The organism is Kluyvera sp. CRP (genome assembly GCF_019930565.1).
Classification (GTDB): Bacteria; Pseudomonadota; Gammaproteobacteria; order Enterobacterales; family Enterobacteriaceae; genus Kluyvera; species Kluyvera georgiana_A.
On the sequence record NZ_CP082841.1, the window covers coordinates 2,915,362 to 2,934,268 of the forward strand.

Genomic DNA, 18,907 nt, shown 5'->3' on the forward strand with positions numbered 1-18,907 from the left:
GCAGTAGCATCCTCTCACAGGAGCGTTTAGTACAATAAACAACAGGGGAGAATGGCTGGAGTATACCTTGTTTAACGATTTATTGAACCCCGATCACACGTTATGGCACGAAGCGCCACTCCGGCGTTTTGTGCGGCATGTTGCGTAAATGTATCTATTTTCCCTATTTGACTGGAAAAGATGAAGATTCTGCATAGCGCGTTTAACACAACAGGAATAGACTGGAGGTGACATTTACAAAAGATGCTAAAGGTTTTTTATGACACAACAGCCCCAAGCCAAGTACCGCCACGATTACCGTGCGCCGGACTACCTGATTAGTGATATCGACCTGGCCTTTGACCTGGATGCCGCAAAAACCGTTGTGACCGCGGAAAGCCAGGTTTCCCGTCACGCAGCGTCTGATGTGCCGTTACGCCTGAACGGTGAGGACCTCACGCTGGTCTCCATTCATGTTAACGGTGCGCCGTGGGCCGACTATAAAGAAGAAGATAACCAGCTGGTCATCTCTGGCCTGCCTGAGCGTTTTACGCTGAAGATTGTCAATGAAATCAGCCCGGCGGCGAATACTGCGCTGGAAGGGTTGTATCAATCAGGTGAAGCGCTGTGTACTCAATGTGAGGCCGAAGGCTTCCGCCATATTACCTGGTATCTCGACCGCCCGGACGTGCTGGCGCGTTTTACCACTAAAATTACCGCCGATAAGAGCAAATATCCGTTCCTGCTGTCCAACGGCAACCGTATTGCCGAAGGCGAGCTGGATAACGGGCGTCACTGGGTACAGTGGCAGGATCCGTTCCCGAAGCCGTGCTACCTGTTTGCGCTGGTGGCGGGCGATTTCGACGTGTTGCGCGATACCTTCAAAACCCGTTCTGGGCGCGAAGTGGCGCTGGAACTGTTCGTTGATCGTGGCAACCTCGACCGCGCGCCGTGGGCAATGACCTCGCTGAAAAATTCCATGAAGTGGGATGAAGAGCGCTTTGGCCTCGAATACGACCTCGACATCTATATGATCGTTGCCGTCGACTTCTTTAATATGGGGGCGATGGAGAATAAAGGGCTGAACGTCTTTAACTCCAAATATGTGCTGGCGCGTACCGATACCGCGACGGATAAAGATTATCTCGATATTGAACGCGTCATTGGTCATGAATATTTCCATAACTGGACCGGCAACCGCGTGACCTGCCGCGACTGGTTCCAGTTAAGCCTGAAAGAAGGCCTGACCGTGTTCCGCGATCAGGAATTCAGCTCCGACCTGGGTTCTCGCGCGGTTAACCGCATCAGCAATGTGCGCACCATGCGCGGCTTGCAGTTTGCTGAAGACGCGAGTCCGATGGCGCACCCAATCCGTCCGGACAAAGTTATTGAAATGAATAACTTCTATACCCTGACGGTGTATGAAAAAGGGGCGGAAGTCATTCGTATGCTGCACACGCTGCTGGGCGAAGAGAACTTTCAGAAAGGGATGCAGCTGTACTTTGAGCGCCACGATGGCAGCGCCGCCACCTGTGACGACTTCGTTCAGGCGATGGAAGATGCTTCCAACATCGACCTCTCTCATTTCCGCCGCTGGTACAGCCAGGCCGGGACGCCGATTGTCAGCGTGCACGACGACTACAATCCGGAAACCGAGCAGTACACCTTAACCATCCGCCAGCGTACGCCAGCCACGGCCGAGCAGGAGGAGAAATACCCGCTGCACATTCCGTTCGATATCGAACTGTATGATAACGAAGGTAAAGTGATCCCACTGCAGAAAGATGGCCATCCGGTGCATCACGTGCTGAATGTGACCCAGGCCGAGCAGACGTTTGTGTTCGATAACGTTTACTTCCAGCCGGTACCGTCGCTGCTGCGTGAATTCTCCGCACCGGTGAAGCTGGAATATAAATGGAGCGATCAGCAACTCACCTTCCTGATGCGCCATGCGCGTAATGATTTTTCTCGTTGGGACGCCGCGCAAAGCCTGTTGGCAACCTACATTAAGCTGAACGTGGCTCGTCATCAGCAGGGTCAACCGCTGTCGCTGCCGATTCACGTGGCCGACGCGTTCCGCGCTATTCTGCTGGATGAGAAGATTGATCCGGCGCTGGCCGCGGAAATTCTGACTCTGCCATCCGCCAGCGAAATTGCTGAACTGTTTGAGATCATTGATCCGATCGCCATTGCCGCAGTGCGCGAAGCGCTGACCCGCACGCTGGCTACCGAGCTGGTGGACGAGTGTCTGGCGGTGTACAACGCCAATAAACTCGACAGCTATCGCGTTGAACATGCGGACATCGGCAAGCGCGCGCTGCGCAATACCTGCCTGCGCTATCTGGCGTTTGGCGATCGCGAGCTGGGTAACAAGCTGGTGAGCGAGCAATACCATAACGCCGACAACATGACCGATGCGCTGGCCGCACTGTCTGCAGCCGTCGCGGCGGAGCTACCGTGCCGTGACGCGCTGATGCAGGAGTACGACGACAAGTGGCATCATGATGGTCTGGTGATGGATAAATGGCTGATTCTGCAAGCGACCAGCCCGGCAGATGACGTGCTGGCGACAGTGCGTAAGCTGTTGAACCATCGCTCATTCAGCATGAATAACCCGAACCGCATTCGCTCTCTCATTGGTGCCTTTGCCGGCAGCAACCCGGCGGCGTTCCATGCGGAAGACGGCAGCGGTTACCAGTTCCTGGTTGAAATGTTGACCGAACTGAACAGCAAAAACCCGCAAGTGGCCTCGCGTCTGATTGAGCCGCTGATCCGCCTGAAACGCTATGATGCAAAACGTCAGGCGCTGATGCGTTCTGCGCTGGAGCAGTTGAAGGGGCTGGAGAATCTCTCCGGAGATCTGTACGAGAAGATTGCTAAAGCATTAGCCTGATCGTCACCCGGACGAGGCGTTTATGCCGACTCCGGGGCATATGTGGTTTCCCCGCCGTTGCGGGCTAACTTGATGTAAACAAAAACGCCGCGGGATTTTCCCTGCGGCGTTTTTTTTATCAAACATGCGCGGTCTGTCGTGCTGCGCTTAACGTGGGAACCTGGATGTCTCGCCGGTGTAATGCCTGCCAGAAGGTCTCCAGCGCGCTGTCCAGACGCGTGTGCAGATTTGGGCTGAACTGCGGCTTATGTTGATAATCAGTGACCTGGCTGTCATCGGCAAACACACCCTGCAAAATCTCCTGTGCTTTCAGCGCATTGAGAACCGGCTTAAGGGCATAATCGACCGCCAACATATGGGCGACGGTGCCGCCGGTCGCCAGGGGTAAAACCACTTTTCCTTCCAGCGCACGCTCCGGCAGTAAATCGAGCAGCGCTTTTAACGCACCGGCGAAAGAGGCCTTATACACCGGCGTGGCGATGATTAAACCATCGGCATGAACCAGTTGTTCGGTCAGCGTTTGCAGTGCTGGACTGTCGAAACGTGCGTGGAAAAGATCCTCCGGCGCAAAATTCTGCAAATGCCAATGGAACACTTCCACATCCGCCGCGGAAAGTTTCTCACGAGCATACTCCAGCAGAGCGCTGGAACGAGAGGGGAAACGCGGGCTGCCGGCTAAAGTAATGACGCGCATGTTCACTCCTTATAACTAAAAATACACATTAATTTAAAATTGATAACATTTGCCTCAGTGTCTCAAAGGTCGTCAGGTGCGCGAAATACTTTTTCCGACGTAGGATTACCGGAAAATGCATATGGCGGGGAAGATATATAAAGGAGAGAAGGAAAACGATTGCGCTTTTTTTGCCGCAGGTCAATTCCCTTTCTGTGCGAGATCGCACATAATACGCCCCCGGTTTGCACACCGGGAATCCAGGAGAGTTCATGTACTATCCCTTCGTTCGTAAAGCACTTTTTCAGCTCGATCCAGAGCGCGCTCATGAATTAACGTTTCAACAATTACGCCGAGTCACCGGTACGCCGCTGGAAGCGCTTGTGCGTCAGAAAGTGCCGGAAAAGCCGGTTACCTGCATGGGGCTGACGTTCAAAAACCCTCTGGGTTTGGCGGCAGGTCTGGATAAAGATGGTGAATGTATTGATGCCTTAGGCGCTATGGGATTTGGTTCGATCGAGATCGGCACCGTGACGCCGCGTCCGCAGCCGGGTAACGATAAGCCGCGTCTGTTCCGCCTCGTTGACGCCGAAGGGCTGATTAACCGTATGGGCTTCAATAACCACGGCGTAGATAACCTGGTAGAAAACGTTAAAAAAGCGCATTTCGACGGTATTCTGGGTATTAATATCGGTAAGAATAAAGATACCCCTGTTGAGCACGGCAAAGATGACTATCTGATTTGTATGGAAAAAATCTATGCCTACGCGGGTTATATTGCGATTAACATTTCATCGCCAAATACCCCAGGCCTGCGCACGCTGCAATATGGTGAAGCGCTCGACGATCTGCTTTCCGGTATTAAAAATAAACAATCTGAGTTGCAGGAAAAACATCATAAATATGTTCCTGTGGCGGTGAAGATCGCGCCGGATCTTTCTCATGAAGAGTTGATCCAGGTGGCCGACAGTTTAGTTCGCCATAATATTGATGGGGTAATTGCCACCAATACCACATTGGATCGTTCTCTGGTTCAGGGGATGAAACATTGTGATGAAACCGGTGGTTTAAGCGGTCGTCCATTACAATTAAAAAGCACCGAAATTATTCGTATGCTGTCCGCCGAATTAAAAGGTCAGTTGCCTATTATTGGTGTTGGCGGTATCGACTCGGTGATAGCGGCCCGCGAGAAGATGGCGGCTGGCGCGTCACTGGTGCAGATTTATTCCGGCTTTATTTTTAAAGGCCCACCGCTGATTAAAGAAATCGTCACCCACATCTAGTCTTTTTCCCAGTAATGTGATCCAGGGCTTTATTTCCAGCCCTGGTTGCTTTATATTTCCTTATTGTTGCTTATTTAGACATATTGGTCTTTTATTATTTAGGGCGACAATTAACGCAATGGAAGAACAAACGCTGCACGGGATGCAAAAATGATGGGGGAGAAAAATGCGAATTAAACCTGATGATAACTGGCGCTGGTATTATGATGAAGAGCACGATCGCATGATGCTCGATTTAGCCAACGGCATGTTGTTTCGCTCGCGTTTTGCTCGCCGCATGTTAACTCCCGATGCTTTTGAACCCACCGGATTTTGCGTCGATGACGCCGCACTCTATTTCTCTTTTGAAGAAAAATGTCGCGATCTGCTGTTGTCTAAAGAACATCGCGCCGAGTTGATTCTTAACGCCCTGGTAGCGATTCGTTTCCTGAAACCCCAAATGCCGAAAAGCTGGCACTTCCGCGCCCATGATAATGGCTGGACGCCGGTGACCGGCGATGCGGCCAGCGTCTGGCTGAGCGATGACGACAGTCAGGTTAATCTGCTGGTCGTTGAACCGGGTGAAAACGCTGCGCTCTGTTTGCTGGCGCAGCCTGGGCTGGTACTGGCCGGGCGCACGATGCAACTCGGCGACCCGATCAAAATTATGAACGACAGGCTGCAACCGCAGCCGGGGCTGGACGGCTACAGCCTGGAGCAGGCGGTTTAACGGCTCAGTTTTAGCGCCGTTTTGGGAACACAGCTACAGCTCAAAATGGTGCCGTCGGTGCCTACCGCGCTTTTCTTCAATGGATTCACTTCCCCTTCGACCAGCGTCACGCGGCAGCTGCCGCACAGGCCCGCGCGGCAGGAGTAGGGCACGCGAATACCCTGCTGTTCAAGCTGCTCCAGTAAAATTTGCTGATTATTCCCGCTGAAGGTTTTTCCCTCCCACTCGATATCCACCAACGCATTTTGCTGAGCCTGCGGCGCGACGGCATCGTCGGTTTGCCCGGCGGTATAGACTTTTGCGGGCCCGGTGGTGAGGATTTCCACTTCATCCCCCACGCGCACCACGCCGCTGTTGCGGGCAATTAAATTCTGCCCGAAGTCGACGTCGCCGGTGGCTGGATCGGTACGGAACGACTGTAAGGTATTTAGCGGCTCTCCGGCGGGGTGCTTCTGCCCTTTTTCCGGACTGATGGTGGTAAAAATACAGCGGCTGCACGGTTTCACCACGTCAAAAACGACGTCGCCAATGCGGATGGTTTTCCAGCAATCTTCAGCCCAGGCTTCAACGCCGGTCACCACCAGGTTCGGGCGGAACTGTTCCATTTGCACGCTGGCTTTGCAGCGTTGTTGCAGGTCGCGTAGCGAAGCTTCGTTAACCAACAGGAACGGAAAACCATCGGCGAAGGAGAGCGGCACCGCATCGTGGCGTTTAACGCGACGCGTGAGGTCAGCGCCGAGCCAGCGCAGTTGAACGTCGCGTTTAAAGAACGGCGACAGCCACTGATTAATGGCATCCGGCGCAATACGCGAGGTAAAATGGTTGCCCCATACTTCGGTCGGCGAAGGCTGGCCGGTAAAATCAGCGAAGCGCACCAGCGCGCTGCTGCCGTCGGGCGCGGTAAGATGTAACCCATCGTGCAGCACCGCCGGGGTAAAGCGCACCATTGCCGGGAATTGTCGGGCGGTAATAAAGGTGCCATCGGGTTCGGTGATCATAAAAATGCGGTCAAATGCCAGCCCGCTAATATCGGCAAAGGCATGCGTGAGCCCGATTCCCCGCATGGATTTCACCGGATGTATAAAAAGCCGCGATAATGTAGCCACAACGCTGTCCCTGAGTCGAAAATAAGCCTTTAACTTTATGACATGGGGCGCAGATTGGCTATAATGCGCAACAATTTTCTGCGAGTAAAAGTGACGATATGAATTCTCTGTTTGCCAGTACGGCCCGTGGGCTGGAAGAGCTGTTAAAAACTGAACTGGAAGGCCTGGGCGCCCAAGAGTGCCAGATTGCCCAGGGCGGCGTCCATTTCCAGGGCGACACGCAGCTTCTGTACAAAAGCCTGATGTGGAGCCGTCTGGCGTCGCGCATCATGATGCCACTGGGAGAATGTAGCGTCTGGAGCGATCTCGATCTGTATCTTGGCGTACAGGCTATTGACTGGACCTCTATCTTCACCCCGGATGCTACCTTCGCGGTCAGCTTCGGCGGCCTGAACGATAGCATTCGTAACAGTCAGTACGGTGCGTTGAAAGTAAAAGATGCAATCGTCGATGCCTTTACGCGCAAAAATCTACCGCGTCCGAACGTCGATCGCGACAATCCGGATCTGCGTATTAACGTGCGCCTCAATAAAGAGACCGCCTATATTTCTTTCGACCTGAGCGGCGAAGGTCTGCACCTTCGCGGCTACCGCGATCGCACCGGTATGGCGCCAATCAAAGAAAACCTCGCGGCGGCTATCGTGATGCGTTCTGGCTGGGTGCCGGGCACGCCGCTGCTCGATCCAATGTGTGGTTCCGGTACGCTGCTGATTGAAGCGGCGATGTGGGCCACCGATCGCGCGCCGGGGCTGCATCGCGGCCACTGGGGCTTTAGCGGCTGGGCACAGCACGACGACGCCGTCTGGAAAGAAGTGAAGGCTGACGCGCAGACCCGCGCACGTGCCGGGCTCGCCGCCTACGAATCCCGTTTCTTTGGCTCTGACGTGGATAGTCGCGTGGTGGAGCTGGCGCGCAGTAACGCCCGTCGCGCCGGAATTGGCGAGCTGATCACCTTTGAAGTGAAAGACGTGGCGCAGCTGAGCAACCCGCTGCCGAAAGGCCCGTACGGCACTGTTATCAGCAACCCGCCTTACGGCGAACGCCTGGAAAGCGAACCGGCGTTGATTGCCATGCACAGCCTGCTGGGGCGCAATATGAAAAACCAGTTTGGCGGCTGGAACCTGTCGCTGTTCAGCGCCTCTCCGGAATTGCTGAGCTGCCTGCAATTGCGTGCCGAACGCCAGTTTAAGGCGAAAAACGGCCCGCTGGACTGCGTGCAGAAAAACTATCATTTGACCGAATCGACGGGTGAGAAACCGGCATCGCTGGCGGAAGACTATGCCAACCGTCTGCGTAAAAACCTGAAGAAATTTGAAAAGTGGGCCAAACAGGAGGGCATCGAATGCTATCGCCTGTACGATGCCGACCTGCCGGAATATAACGTGGCCGTTGACCGCTACGCCGACTGGGTAGTGGTGCAGGAATATGCGCCGCCGAAAACCGTAGATGCTAACAAAGCGCGTCAGCGTCTGTTCGATATCATCGCCGCCACCATCGCGGTGCTGGGGATCGCGCCGAACAAGCTGGTACTGAAAACCCGTGAGCGCCAGAAAGGCAAAAACCAGTATCAGAAGATGAACGAGAAGGGCGACTTCATGCAGGTGAGCGAATATAACGCGCGTCTGTGGGTCAACCTGACTGATTATCTGGATACCGGCCTGTTCCTTGATCACCGTATTGCTCGCCGCATGCTCGGCGAGATGAGTAAAGGCAAAGACTTCCTCAACCTGTTCTCCTACACCGGTAGCGCCAGCGTGCACGCCGGTCTTGGCGGCGCGCGCTCGACCACCACCGTGGATATGTCGCGTACCTACCTCGAGTGGGCGGAACGCAACCTGCGTCTGAACGGCCTGACCGGTCGCGCGCATCGCCTGATGCAGGCGGACGTGCTGGCATGGCTGCGCGATACCGACGAACAGTTTGATGTGATCTTTATCGATCCGCCGACTTTCTCTAACTCCAAGCGCATGGAAGATGCGTTTGACGTCCAGCGCGATCACCTGCGTTTGATGAAGGATCTGAAACGTCTGCTGCGTAAAGGCGGCACTATCATGTTCTCCAACAACAAACGCGGCTTCCGTATGGACCACGACGGCCTGGCAGAACTGGGACTGAAAGCACAAGACATTACCCAGAAAACACAGTCGCAGGATTTTGCCCGTAACCGTCAGATCCACAACTGCTGGCTGATTACCGCAGCCTGAAAGGAATAAAGAATGTCATTAATTAGTATGCATGGCGCCTGGCTGTCGTTCAGCGACGCGCCGCTTCTCGACAACGCCGAGCTGCACATTGAGGATAACGAGCGCGTCTGTCTGGTTGGCCGTAACGGCGCGGGCAAATCGACGCTGATGAAGATCCTTAACCGTGAGCAGGGTCTTGACGATGGGCGTATTGTCTACGAACAGGATCTGGTCGTGGCGCGTCTGCAGCAGGATCCGCCGCGTAACGTGCAGGGTAGCGTGTATGATTTCGTTGCCGAAGGTATCGAAGAACAAGCGGAATACCTCAAACGCTATCACGATATCTCGCACCTGGTGATCACCGATCCGAGCGATAAAAATTTGCAGGAGCTGGCAAAGGTTCAGGAACAGCTGGATCACCACGGCCTGTGGCAGCTTGAAAACCGCATCAACGAAGTGCTGGCGCAGCTTGGGCTGGAGCCCGATATGGAGCTGGCGTCACTGTCGGGCGGCTGGCTGCGTAAAGCGGCGCTGGGCCGCGCGCTGGTGAGCGCGCCGCGCGTGCTGCTGCTTGATGAACCGACGAACCACCTGGATATCGAAACCATCGACTGGCTGGAAGGTTTCCTGAAAACCTTTAAAGGCACAATTATCTTCATTTCGCACGACCGTTCGTTTATCCGGAATATGGCGACCCGTATTGTCGATCTCGATCGCGGCAAGCTGGTGACCTATCCGGGTAACTACGATCAGTATCTGATCGAAAAAGAAGAAGCGCTGCGCGTTGAAGAGCTGCAAAATGCCGAGTTCGATCGCAAGCTGGCGCAGGAAGAAGTGTGGATCCGTCAGGGCATTAAGGCGCGTCGTACCCGTAACGAGGGGCGCGTTCGCGCCCTGAAAGCGATGCGTAATGAACGCAGCGCCCGCCGCGAAGTAATGGGCAGCGCGAAGATGCAGGTGGAAGAGGCTTCCCGCTCCGGCAAAATCGTCTTTGAAATGGAAGACGTCAACTATCAGGTTGACGGCAAAGTGCTGGTGAAAGATTTCTCCGCCCAGGTCCAGCGCGGCGATAAAATTGCGCTAATTGGCGCGAACGGTTGCGGTAAAACCACGCTGCTGAAGCTGATGCTGGGTCAACTGCAGGCCGATAGCGGGCGTATTCACGTTGGTACCAAGCTGGAAGTCGCCTACTTCGATCAGCACCGCGCTGAGCTGGATCCGGACCGGACGGTGATGGACAACCTGGCGGAAGGTAAACAGGAAGTGATGGTGAACGGTAAGCCGCGCCACGTGCTGGGCTACCTGCAGGACTTCCTGTTCCATCCGAAGCGGGCGATGACGCCGGTGCGCGCGCTGTCCGGCGGCGAGCGTAACCGTCTGTTGCTGGCACGTCTGTTCCTCAAGCCAAGTAACCTGTTGATTCTCGATGAACCGACCAACGACCTGGACGTCGAAACCCTTGAACTGCTGGAAGAGCTGATCGACGGCTACCAGGGCACCGTGCTGCTGGTGAGCCACGATCGTCAGTTTGTCGACAATACCGTTACCGAGTGCTGGATCTTCGAAGGTGAAGGGCGCATTGGTCAGTATGTCGGCGGCTATCACGATGCGCGTGGGCAGCAGTCGCAGTCACAGGCGCAAAAACAGGCGAATATTAAGAAAACGCCGGAAGTGGTTCAAGCTAAAGCAGAAACTGTCAAACGCACCAGTAACAAACTAAGCTATAACCTGCAGCGCGAGCTGGAGCAACTGCCGCAGAAACTGGAAACGCTGGAAGCGGAATTAGAGGCGTTACAGGCGCAGGTTGCTGACGCAAACTTCTTCAGCCAACCGCATGACCACACCCAAAAGGTGCTGGCCGATCTGTCGCAGGCGGAACAGGCGCTGGAAGAAGCGTTTGAACGATGGGAATATCTGGAAGCGTTGAAAAACGGCGCCTGATTGAGGACTTTTCATGTGCGAACAACATCATGCTGCGCAGCATATTCTGTGCTCACAGTGCGACATGCTGGTGGCGTTGCCGCACCTCGAGCACCGACATAAAGCGACCTGTCCGCGTTGCGGCACGACGCTGACAACCGTGTGGGACGAGCCGAGACGCCGTCCCACCGCCTACGTGCTGGTGGCGCTATTCATGCTGCTGCTGGCCAACCTTTTCCCTTTTATCAGCATGAACGTCGCGGGAGTGACCAGCCAGATTGAACTGCTGGAAATTCCCAGCGTCATGTTCTCGGAAGACTACGCCAGCCTCGGGACGTTCTTCTTGCTATTTGTGCAACTGGTGCCGGCATTCTGTCTGATTACCATCCTGCTACTGGTAAATCGGGTACCAATGCCCCATCGCCTGAAAGCGTTTCTGGCGCGCGTTCTGTTCACGCTGAAAACGTGGGGGATGGCGGAAATCTTTCTCGCCGGGGTATTGGTGAGTTTTGTGAAATTGATGGCTTACGGTGATATTGGCGTAGGCAGCAGCTTCCTGCCCTGGTGTCTGTTCTGTTTGCTCCAGCTTCGTACCTTCCAGTGCGTCGACCGCCGCTGGCTGTGGGACGATATTGCCCCGATGCCTGCGCTGGCGCAGCCGTTGAAGCCGGGCATCACCGGTATGCGGCAGGGGTTGCGTTCCTGCGCCTGCTGTACGGCCATTTTACCGGTCGACCAACTGGAATGTCCGCGTTGCCACAGCAAAGGCCATGCTCGTCGTAAAAACAGCTTACAGTGGACCATGGCGCTGCTGGTGACGTCGATTATCCTGTATCTTCCCGCCAATATCCTGCCGATCATGATTACCGATCTGCTGGGTGACAAAATGCCGTCGACGATTATTGCCGGGGTGATTTTGTTGTGGAGCGAAGGTTCATATCCGGTCGCAATGGTGATTTTTATCGCCAGTATTATGGTCCCGACGCTGAAGATGATTGCCATTGCCTGGCTGTGTCTGGACGCGAACGGCCTGAAACGGCGTCACCGTGACAGCGAACGCATGCACTTAATCTATGAAGTGGTTGAGTTTGTGGGCCGCTGGTCAATGATTGATGTGTTCGTCATTGCAGTGCTCTCCGCGCTGGTGCGTATTGGGGGGCTAATGAATATTTATCCGGCGATTGGCGCGCTGATGTTTGCGCTGGTTGTCATCATGACCATGTTCTCGGCAATGACGTTTGATCCTCGGCTGTCGTGGGATCGGGAACCTGAATCAAGCCATGAGGAGTCGTAAAAGCATGGAAACCAAGAGTGGGGAGGCAAAAGTGCAGAAAGTGAAAAACTGGTCTCCCGTTTGGATCTTCCCGATTGTGACCGCGCTGATTGGCGCCTGGATCCTGTTCTATCACTATAGCCATCAGGGGCCAGAGGTGACGTTGATCACCACCAACGCGGAAGGGATCGAGGGCGGTAAAACCCGCATTAAAAGCCGAAGCGTGGACGTTGGCGTGGTAGAAAGCACCACGCTGACCGACGATCTGACCCACGTAGAAATTAAGGCGCGTCTGAATTCCGGAATGGAGAAGCTACTGCATAAAGACTCCGTTTTCTGGGTTGTGAAACCGCAGGTGGGGCGTGAAGGCATTAGCGGCCTTGGCACCTTGCTCTCGGGCGCCTATGTGGAGCTGCAGCCGGGCAAAAAAGGCTCGGTGCTAAATCAGTATCAACTGCTGGACTCGCCGCCGCTGGCGCCGCCAGATGCGAAGGGCATTCGCGTGCTGCTCGACAGCAAAAAGGCCGGGCAGCTAAGCCCCGGCGATCCGGTCCTGTTCCGTGGCTATCGCGTGGGGTCGGTGGAAACCAGTACTTTCGATCCGCAAACCCGTAGCATCAGCTATCAGCTGTTTATCAGCGCGCCGAACGATCGCCTGGTGACCAGTAACGTTCGTTTCTGGAAAGACAGCGGCGTGGCGGTGGATCTGACCTCTGCCGGGATGCGCGTTGAGATGGGGTCGCTGGCGACGCTGTTCAGCGGCGGGGTGAGCTTTGACGTGCCGGAAGGCGTCGATCTGGGCCAGCCGATTGCGGAAAAGACGGCGTTTAAGCTCTACGACGATCAAAAAAGCATTCAGGATTCGCTCTATACCCAGCATATCGACTACCTGATGTTCTTTAAGGATTCTATTCGTGGTCTGCAACCCGGCGCGCCGGTTGAGTTCCGTGGGATTCGCCTCGGTACCGTCGCTAAAGTGCCTTACTTTGTGCCGGGCCTGCGCCAGTCGATTACCGATGATTACCGTATCCCGGTGTTGATCCAGATTGAGCCGGAACGTCTCGCGGCCCAGTTTGGCGATAGCCCGGACGTACGCGGCCATCTGCCGATGCTGATTGAACGCGGGCTACGTGCGGCGCTGAAAACCGGTAACCTCGTGACCGGCGCGCTGTACGTCGATCTGGATTTCTATCCAAAAGAGCCGGCGATTGCGAAAATGAAAGAGTTTAGCGGTATGGGGATCATCCCAACCGTCAGCGGCGGTCTGGCGCAGATCCAGCAGCGCCTGATGGAGACGCTGGATAAGATCAACAATCTGCCGTTAACGCCAATGGTGCAACAGGCCACCAATACGCTGTCTGAGAGCCAGAATACGATGCGCCGCCTGCAAACGACGCTGGATAATCTGAACAAGATTACCGCCAGCCAGTCCGCGCAGCAGCTGCCGGGTGACATGCAGAAAACGTTGCGTGAACTGAATCGCAGCATGCAGGGCTTCCAGCCGGGTTCCGCGGCCTATAACAAGATGGTGGCCGATATGCAGCGTCTGGATCAGGTATTGCGTGAACTGCAGCCAGTGCTGAAGACGCTCAATGAGAAGAGCAACGCGCTGGTGTTCGAAGCGAAGGATAAAAAAGATCCAGAGCCTAAGAGGGCAAAATAATGAAAAAGTGGTTAGTCCTGGCTGCGACCTGCCTGTTGGCGGCCTGCAGCACCACGGAAAATAAAACGTATTATCAGCTGCCGATAGCGACCGGAACGGTACAAAACGGTGCCAGCACCAGCCAACGCATGCTGTGGATAGAGCAGGTCAGTATTCCTGACTTCCTTGCGGGCAGCGGGGTGGTCTACCAGACCAGCGACGTTCAGTACGTGATTGCCAGCAATAATCTGTGGGCCAGCCCGCTGGATCAGCAGCTGCGTACTGCTCTGGTTTCCAACCTGAGCAATCAGCTGCCGGGTTGGGTGGTTTCATCGCAGCCGTTGGGCAGCGACCAGGATACGTTGAACGTGTCGGTAAGTGGATTCCACGGCCGCTATGATGGCAAAGTGGTGGTGAGCGGCGAATGGCTGCTCAATCATCAGGGGCAGTTAACCAAGCGTCCATTCCACATCGAACTGGCGCAGCAGCAGGATGGTTATGATGCGATGGTGAAAACTCTGGCCCAGGCCTGGAGTCAGGAAGCCGCGTCTATTGCGCGTACCATCAATCGTTAACCATAAGTAGAATTAATTGTTCTAAGGGCCGCTGTCGGTGCAAAACCGATGGCGGTTTTTTTATGTCTGAGGTCAGCGCCTTACCTGTGCCGCCTCACATTTTTTGTACAAATGTTCTTCTGATTAGCTCACAAATATGACATTGGTGTGAATTCTACGCATTGACGGGGCCATTTTTTAGCGGTATTCGTATTACGTGGCCTGCATATTTTGTAGCCACTGTTTTCTTTTCCACCAGACCAAGATATGAGGGAAACGAGGCATGAAGAGACAAAAACGAGATCGCCTGGAGCGGGCACATCAGCGTGGATATCAGGCCGGCATTACCGGGCGTCCGAAAGAAATGTGTCCTTACCAGACTATAAACCAAAGGTCTTACTGGCTGGGAGGCTGGCGAGAAGCCATGGAGGACAGGGCAGTTATTGCCTGACACTGTCTCTTTAAAAAGAAACCTCCGCACTGCGGAGGTTTCGCCTTTAGATTCATAACACCGATTTATCGCCAGCGTATCGCGGCGTTAAATGGCATCAGAATGCAGAAGTGTCCTGGAACAGACCGACTTTCAGGTCGGTCGCGGAGTAGATCAGGCGACCATCAACCAGCACTTCGCCATCCGCCAGACCCATAATCAGACGACGGTTAACGACGCGCTTGAAGTGAATACGGTAGGTGACTTTTTTCGCGGTCGGCAGAACCTGACCAGTGAATTTCACTTCGCCTACGCCGAGGGCGCGGCCTTTGCCTTCACCGCCCAGCCAGCCGAGGTAGAAGCCGACTAACTGCCACATTGCATCCAGGCCCAGGCAGCCAGGCATTACCGGATCGCCGATAAAGTGGCAACCAAAGAACCACAGGTCCGGGTTGATATCCAGCTCGGCTTCAACGTAACCTTTGTCAAAGTTGCCGCCGGTTTCGGTCATTTTCACGACACGATCCATCATCAGCATGCTAGGAGCCGGTAACTGCGGGCCTTTCGCGCCGAACAGTTCACCGCGACCAGAGGCAAGAAGGTCTTCTTTTGTATAAGATTCGCGTTTATCTACCATGTTTTCAGTAAGCCTTATTTTAAGTTCGGGACGCAGGATAGCTAACACGTGTACGCTGAACAAGTCCGATCAGTTGGAATTCGACCGGTTTAACCAGCGTAACGGCCACGGATAGCGGTAGCGAGGCTCCTGCTGCGTGGCTTGTGCGATGCGTTCCTGAATAGTTTGCAACAGCGTCTGACCTTCGCCGTCCCAGTTGAGCTGCGTCAGAAGCGGCAGCGCATCGGTGACGTCATCAATGGCCCAGATAGAGAACTCGCCGGCTTCGACGGCTTCCTGCACCTCGGTGGCAAGGCTTAGATGGCGCACGTTGGCAGAAGGGATAATCACTCCCTGTTTGCCGGTCAGGCCACGTTGGGCGCAGATAGCGAAGAAACCTTCAATTTTTTCGTTCAGCCCGCCGACCGGCTGAGCGCGGCCAAACTGGTCAACGGAACCGGTCATGGCAATGCTCTGATTGATTGGCACGTTAGCCAATGCGCTAATCAGCGCGCACAGCTCGGCCATTGAGGCGCTATCGCCATCGACCTCGCTGTATGACTGCTCAAAGGTGAGTGAAGCGGAGAAGGGGATCTGCTGATCCAGATCGAGCTCGGCCATCAGGAATGCCTGCATCAGCATCATGCCTTTGGCATGGATGTTACCGCCAAGCTCGGCCTTACGTTCAACGTCGGTAAATTCGCCATCACCAATATGCACGACGCAGCTAATGCGTGAAGGCTCGCCAAACGGGCGCGGGTGCCCCGGGAAATCGATCACCGACAGGGCATTTATCTGCCCAATGCATTCGCCTTCGGTTTCAATCAGAATTTGTTCAAGCAGGATTTCATCCTGCATGCGCTCGGCGAGGAAACCTTCACGCCACTGACGCTGGGTGAGCATGGTTCTCAGCTGCTCGGCGTTGATAACGGCGTCAGAGGTAAACGGCGCGGCTTCACGTAGCTGGCGGCTAATCCACAGCGGACAGAGCGGCATAATCTCCTGATCGCCGGTATAGCGTGCGCCTTCCTGCATCAGCAGCGGCCAGGCATCGGCGGCCAGGCCCGGCAGGGATTTCTCACGCGCTACCTGCCACACCCACTGGCACCACTGGCGCAGGGTCGCTTCGTCGGCGAGCTGCAGACTGTCTTCGAACTCGCTGTACAGCGAGGATTCAGTCAATTCGGGCTCCATCTCCTGGAAGTCGGCCAGTGATTCTCGTTCGCCCACGAGGATGACTTTCAGGTTGATTGGCATGGAAGGAATGCTGATCGGCAGCGGACGGGCGTCATCGAAGGTCAGCCAGTCAAAACGCTGCTGAACGACCTGATTCTTTAAACGCATCCACAGCAGCGGCTGCGACATCAGCGTGCGCAACGGCAGCACGAGGATGCCGCCGTTTGCTTGATGCACCAGGCCAGGCTGTAAACTGATTTCGCCGTTAAACTGGCGTACGCAGCCAAAGAGCTGTTCAGCTTCAACCCAGTCGGCGAAGATAACAGGCCCCTGGCTGGCAAACGTATCATCGGCGCTGCGCGCAGGCGTCATCGTGACCTTGCCGCCGGTAACCTGATAATCGACGCCCGTCAGGGGCGATTCATCGCTATCGCGCAGAGAGCGTGTTGTTTGCGTCAGCAGGTGCAGATACTCTTTTTCTTCTGGTGCTTTGACCAGCAAGAAAGGGGAGACGCCCTGAGGGTGCAGAAACTGCTCAAGTGCGTAATGTAAACGAGCCTGCAGCTCGCTGAATAAAGAGTCGTTTTCTGAGGCTAAATCAGGCTGGGCAAATAGCGCCTGGAATGCTTCAGTCGCGGGGGCGAGAAAGCGCCGGGAAAGAGTATTTATAGTCAATGTCGCTATTTTTAGTCAGATGTAAAGTGCGTGATTATACCTGATGCCGCGGGGAAGCTCACGGAGAATACAGAAGTATCTTCTGCGATGGCTTTTATCCCTATCACAGTTGCAGATTTCTTCTCAGCACATTGAGAAAAAACTGTTATCCTGAAAAGAGTTACACGGTCACACTGAGATCGCCATGAAATATCAACAACTGGAAAATCTTGAAAGCGGCTGGAAGTGGAAATACCTGGTGAAAAAACACCGGGAAGGTGAGCCTGTCACCCGCTACATTGAAGCCAGCGCCGCGCAAGAGGCCGTCGATGTTTTGCTGACACTGGAACATGAACCGGTTCAGGTTAATAGCTGGATTGCTCAGCATATTAATCCGCAACTGGTGAACCGTATGAAGCAGACGATACGTGCGCGCCGTAAGCGTCATTTTAACGCCGAGCATCAGCATACCCGTAAGAAATCTATCGACCTGGAATTTGCCGTCTGGCAGAGGCTGGCAGGGCTGGCGCAGCGTCGCGGTAAGACGCTGTCGGAGACGATCGTTCAGCTGATTGAAGATGCAGAAAATAAAGAGAAATACGCGAGTAAGATGTCCAGCCTGAAGCAGGATCTCGAGGCCATGCTAGGGAAAGACAAATAGCCCTGGCTGCGGTCGGGCTCCTCTTTGCTGACAGCAGAAAATGGCCGAAAAAAAACCCCGCAGCGCGGGGTTTTTTTATGAGACGAGAACTTAAGCCGCTGGCTGAGTTACAACGTCTTTAACGCCTTTAACTTCGATCTCTACGCGACGATCCGGTGCCAGGCAGTCGATCAGTGCAGCGCGAGCTTTCACGTTGTCACAGGTGTTGCCGGTAACCGGGTTGGATTCGCCCATGCCACGTGCAGAGATTTTGTCAGACGGGATACCTTTGGAGATCAGGTAATCAACAACGGACTGAGCACGTTTCTCGGACAGACCCTGGTTGTAAGCGTCAGAACCGATGCGGTCAGTGAAGCCCAGAACAACTACGGAACCGTCTTTCGGATCCAGGTTGCTCAGCTGGGAGTACATCTGATCCAGAGCCTGTTTACCTTCCGGTTTCAGGGTTGCTTTGTTGAAGTTGAACAGAACGTCAGACTTCAGAGTGAAGTGTTTGGTCTGTACTTCTGGAGCCGGAGCCGGAGCCGGTGCAACTACCGGAGCAGCAGCATCCTGCTGGCCGAAGCGGTAGGAAACGCCTACGCTCAGCATGCCGTTATCAGGACGTACACCTACAGTGTTTGCGTCGCCGATGTTGTTAACCCACTGGTATTCCAGACGGGTAGCGATGTCACGAGTGACAGCCCACTCAACGCCGCCAGCGAATACTGGGGAAACGCCGGTGTCGTGGTTTTTACCAATCTGGTTGTTGTTGGAGTCTGCACGCCAAACCATACCACCCAGACGAGTGTAGATGTCCAGATCGTCAGTAACTGGGTAGCCCAGTTTAGCAGTCAGCTGAACGCCTTGAGCTTTCAGAGCGCCATTGGTCTGGCTGCCGGTGTATTCCATACGGCCCAGCCAGTCGTAACCCATTTCGAAACCAACGTACGGGTTAACCTGGTAACCACCGAACGCGCCTGCGCCCAGCTGGCTGTTGTGGGTAGAACCGTTGTTGTTCAGGTCACTCTGGTACCAACCGGTGTCATGGAACTGGGACCAACCCAGTTTACCACCAGCATACCAGGTGTTGTCTTGCGGAGCGGCCTGCGCTACGGAAGCGAAGCCTGCCAGTGCCACTGCAATCGCGATAGCTGTCTTTTTCATTTTTTGCGC

The 18,907-nt window shown here is 54.7% G+C and carries 15 protein-coding genes; 10 read left to right on the forward strand and 5 right to left on the reverse strand.

The window, feature by feature from the left end:
• Positions 1 to 259: 259 nt before the first annotated feature.
• Entirely contained in the window at positions 260 to 2,872 is a 2,613-nt protein-coding gene (gene pepN, locus K7B04_RS13635; RefSeq protein WP_223802245.1) for an aminopeptidase N, read from the forward strand.
• A 118-nt stretch (positions 2,873 to 2,990) separates the two neighbouring features.
• Here the strand turns inward: pepN and ssuE are convergent, their stop codons facing one another.
• Positions 2,991 to 3,566: an NADPH-dependent FMN reductase gene (gene ssuE / locus K7B04_RS13640; RefSeq protein WP_163448539.1), complete on the reverse strand. Its 576-nt coding sequence runs from the start codon at positions 3,564 to 3,566 to the stop codon at positions 2,991 to 2,993.
• Between the two features lie 251 nt (positions 3,567 to 3,817).
• Between ssuE and pyrD the strand changes: the two genes are divergently transcribed.
• Positions 3,818 to 4,828 (forward strand): quinone-dependent dihydroorotate dehydrogenase, encoded by a 1,011-nt coding sequence (pyrD, locus tag K7B04_RS13645; protein WP_223802246.1) that lies wholly within the window; start codon positions 3,818 to 3,820, stop codon positions 4,826 to 4,828.
• A 166-nt stretch (positions 4,829 to 4,994) separates the two neighbouring features.
• Positions 4,995 to 5,537: a cell division protein ZapC gene (gene zapC / locus K7B04_RS13650; protein WP_163448543.1), complete on the forward strand. Its 543-nt coding sequence runs from the start codon at positions 4,995 to 4,997 to the stop codon at positions 5,535 to 5,537.
• On the opposite strand, the gene K7B04_RS13655 is transcribed toward zapC, so the two are convergent.
• On the reverse strand, positions 5,534 to 6,643 hold the full coding sequence (locus tag K7B04_RS13655; RefSeq protein ID WP_223802247.1) for a YcbX family protein: 1,110 nt from the start codon (positions 6,641 to 6,643) through the stop codon (positions 5,534 to 5,536). The two genes, zapC and K7B04_RS13655, sit on opposite strands and share 4 nt — an antisense overlap.
• A gap of 98 nt (positions 6,644 to 6,741) precedes the next feature.
• Between K7B04_RS13655 and rlmKL the strand changes: the two genes are divergently transcribed.
• The 6 genes from rlmKL (at position 6,742) to rmf (ending at position 14,666) form a co-directional block, all read left to right on the forward strand.
• Entirely contained in the window at positions 6,742 to 8,847 is a 2,106-nt protein-coding gene (gene rlmKL, locus K7B04_RS13660) for a bifunctional 23S rRNA (guanine(2069)-N(7))-methyltransferase RlmK/23S rRNA (guanine(2445)-N(2))-methyltransferase RlmL (RefSeq protein ID WP_223802248.1), read from the forward strand.
• 12 nt (positions 8,848 to 8,859) lie between these two features.
• Complete coding sequence (locus K7B04_RS13665; protein ID WP_167576281.1) at positions 8,860 to 10,767, forward strand: ABC transporter ATP-binding protein; 1,908 nt, start codon at positions 8,860 to 8,862, stop codon at positions 10,765 to 10,767.
• A 13-nt stretch (positions 10,768 to 10,780) separates the two neighbouring features.
• Positions 10,781 to 12,040 carry a membrane integrity-associated transporter subunit PqiA gene (gene pqiA / locus K7B04_RS13670; RefSeq protein WP_223802249.1) on the forward strand — a complete coding sequence of 420 codons (1,260 nt, stop codon included), beginning with the start codon at positions 10,781 to 10,783 and terminating at the stop codon, positions 12,038 to 12,040.
• A 4-nt stretch (positions 12,041 to 12,044) separates the two neighbouring features.
• Entirely contained in the window at positions 12,045 to 13,682 is a 1,638-nt protein-coding gene (pqiB, locus tag K7B04_RS13675; RefSeq protein WP_163448553.1) for an intermembrane transport protein PqiB, read from the forward strand.
• Positions 13,682 to 14,236, forward strand: coding sequence for a membrane integrity-associated transporter subunit PqiC (pqiC, locus tag K7B04_RS13680; RefSeq protein ID WP_223802250.1), 555 nt, complete (start codon positions 13,682 to 13,684; stop codon positions 14,234 to 14,236). Before pqiB ends, pqiC begins: the two co-directional genes overlap by 1 nt.
• A gap of 262 nt (positions 14,237 to 14,498) precedes the next feature.
• Complete coding sequence (rmf, locus tag K7B04_RS13685; RefSeq protein ID WP_163448557.1) at positions 14,499 to 14,666, forward strand: ribosome modulation factor; 168 nt, start codon at positions 14,499 to 14,501, stop codon at positions 14,664 to 14,666.
• 97 nt (positions 14,667 to 14,763) lie between these two features.
• On the opposite strand, the gene fabA is transcribed toward rmf, so the two are convergent.
• Complete coding sequence (fabA, locus tag K7B04_RS13690; RefSeq protein WP_064548854.1) at positions 14,764 to 15,282, reverse strand: 3-hydroxyacyl-[acyl-carrier-protein] dehydratase FabA; 519 nt, start codon at positions 15,280 to 15,282, stop codon at positions 14,764 to 14,766.
• 69 nt (positions 15,283 to 15,351) lie between these two features.
• The gene (locus tag K7B04_RS13695) at positions 15,352 to 17,112 is read right to left on the reverse strand and encodes a Lon protease family protein (RefSeq protein WP_223802251.1); all 1,761 of its coding nucleotides are present in this window, start codon (positions 17,110 to 17,112) and stop codon (positions 15,352 to 15,354) included.
• 184 nt (positions 17,113 to 17,296) lie between these two features.
• On the opposite strand from K7B04_RS13695, the gene matP reads away from it, so the two are divergent.
• On the forward strand, positions 17,297 to 17,752 hold the full coding sequence (gene matP, locus K7B04_RS13700) for a macrodomain Ter protein MatP (protein ID WP_167576277.1): 456 nt from the start codon (positions 17,297 to 17,299) through the stop codon (positions 17,750 to 17,752).
• Between the two features lie 90 nt (positions 17,753 to 17,842).
• Here the strand turns inward: matP and ompA are convergent, their stop codons facing one another.
• Positions 17,843 to 18,898, reverse strand: coding sequence for a porin OmpA (gene ompA / locus K7B04_RS13705; RefSeq protein WP_167576276.1), 1,056 nt, complete (start codon positions 18,896 to 18,898; stop codon positions 17,843 to 17,845).
• Between the last annotated feature and the right edge of the window lie 9 nt (positions 18,899 to 18,907).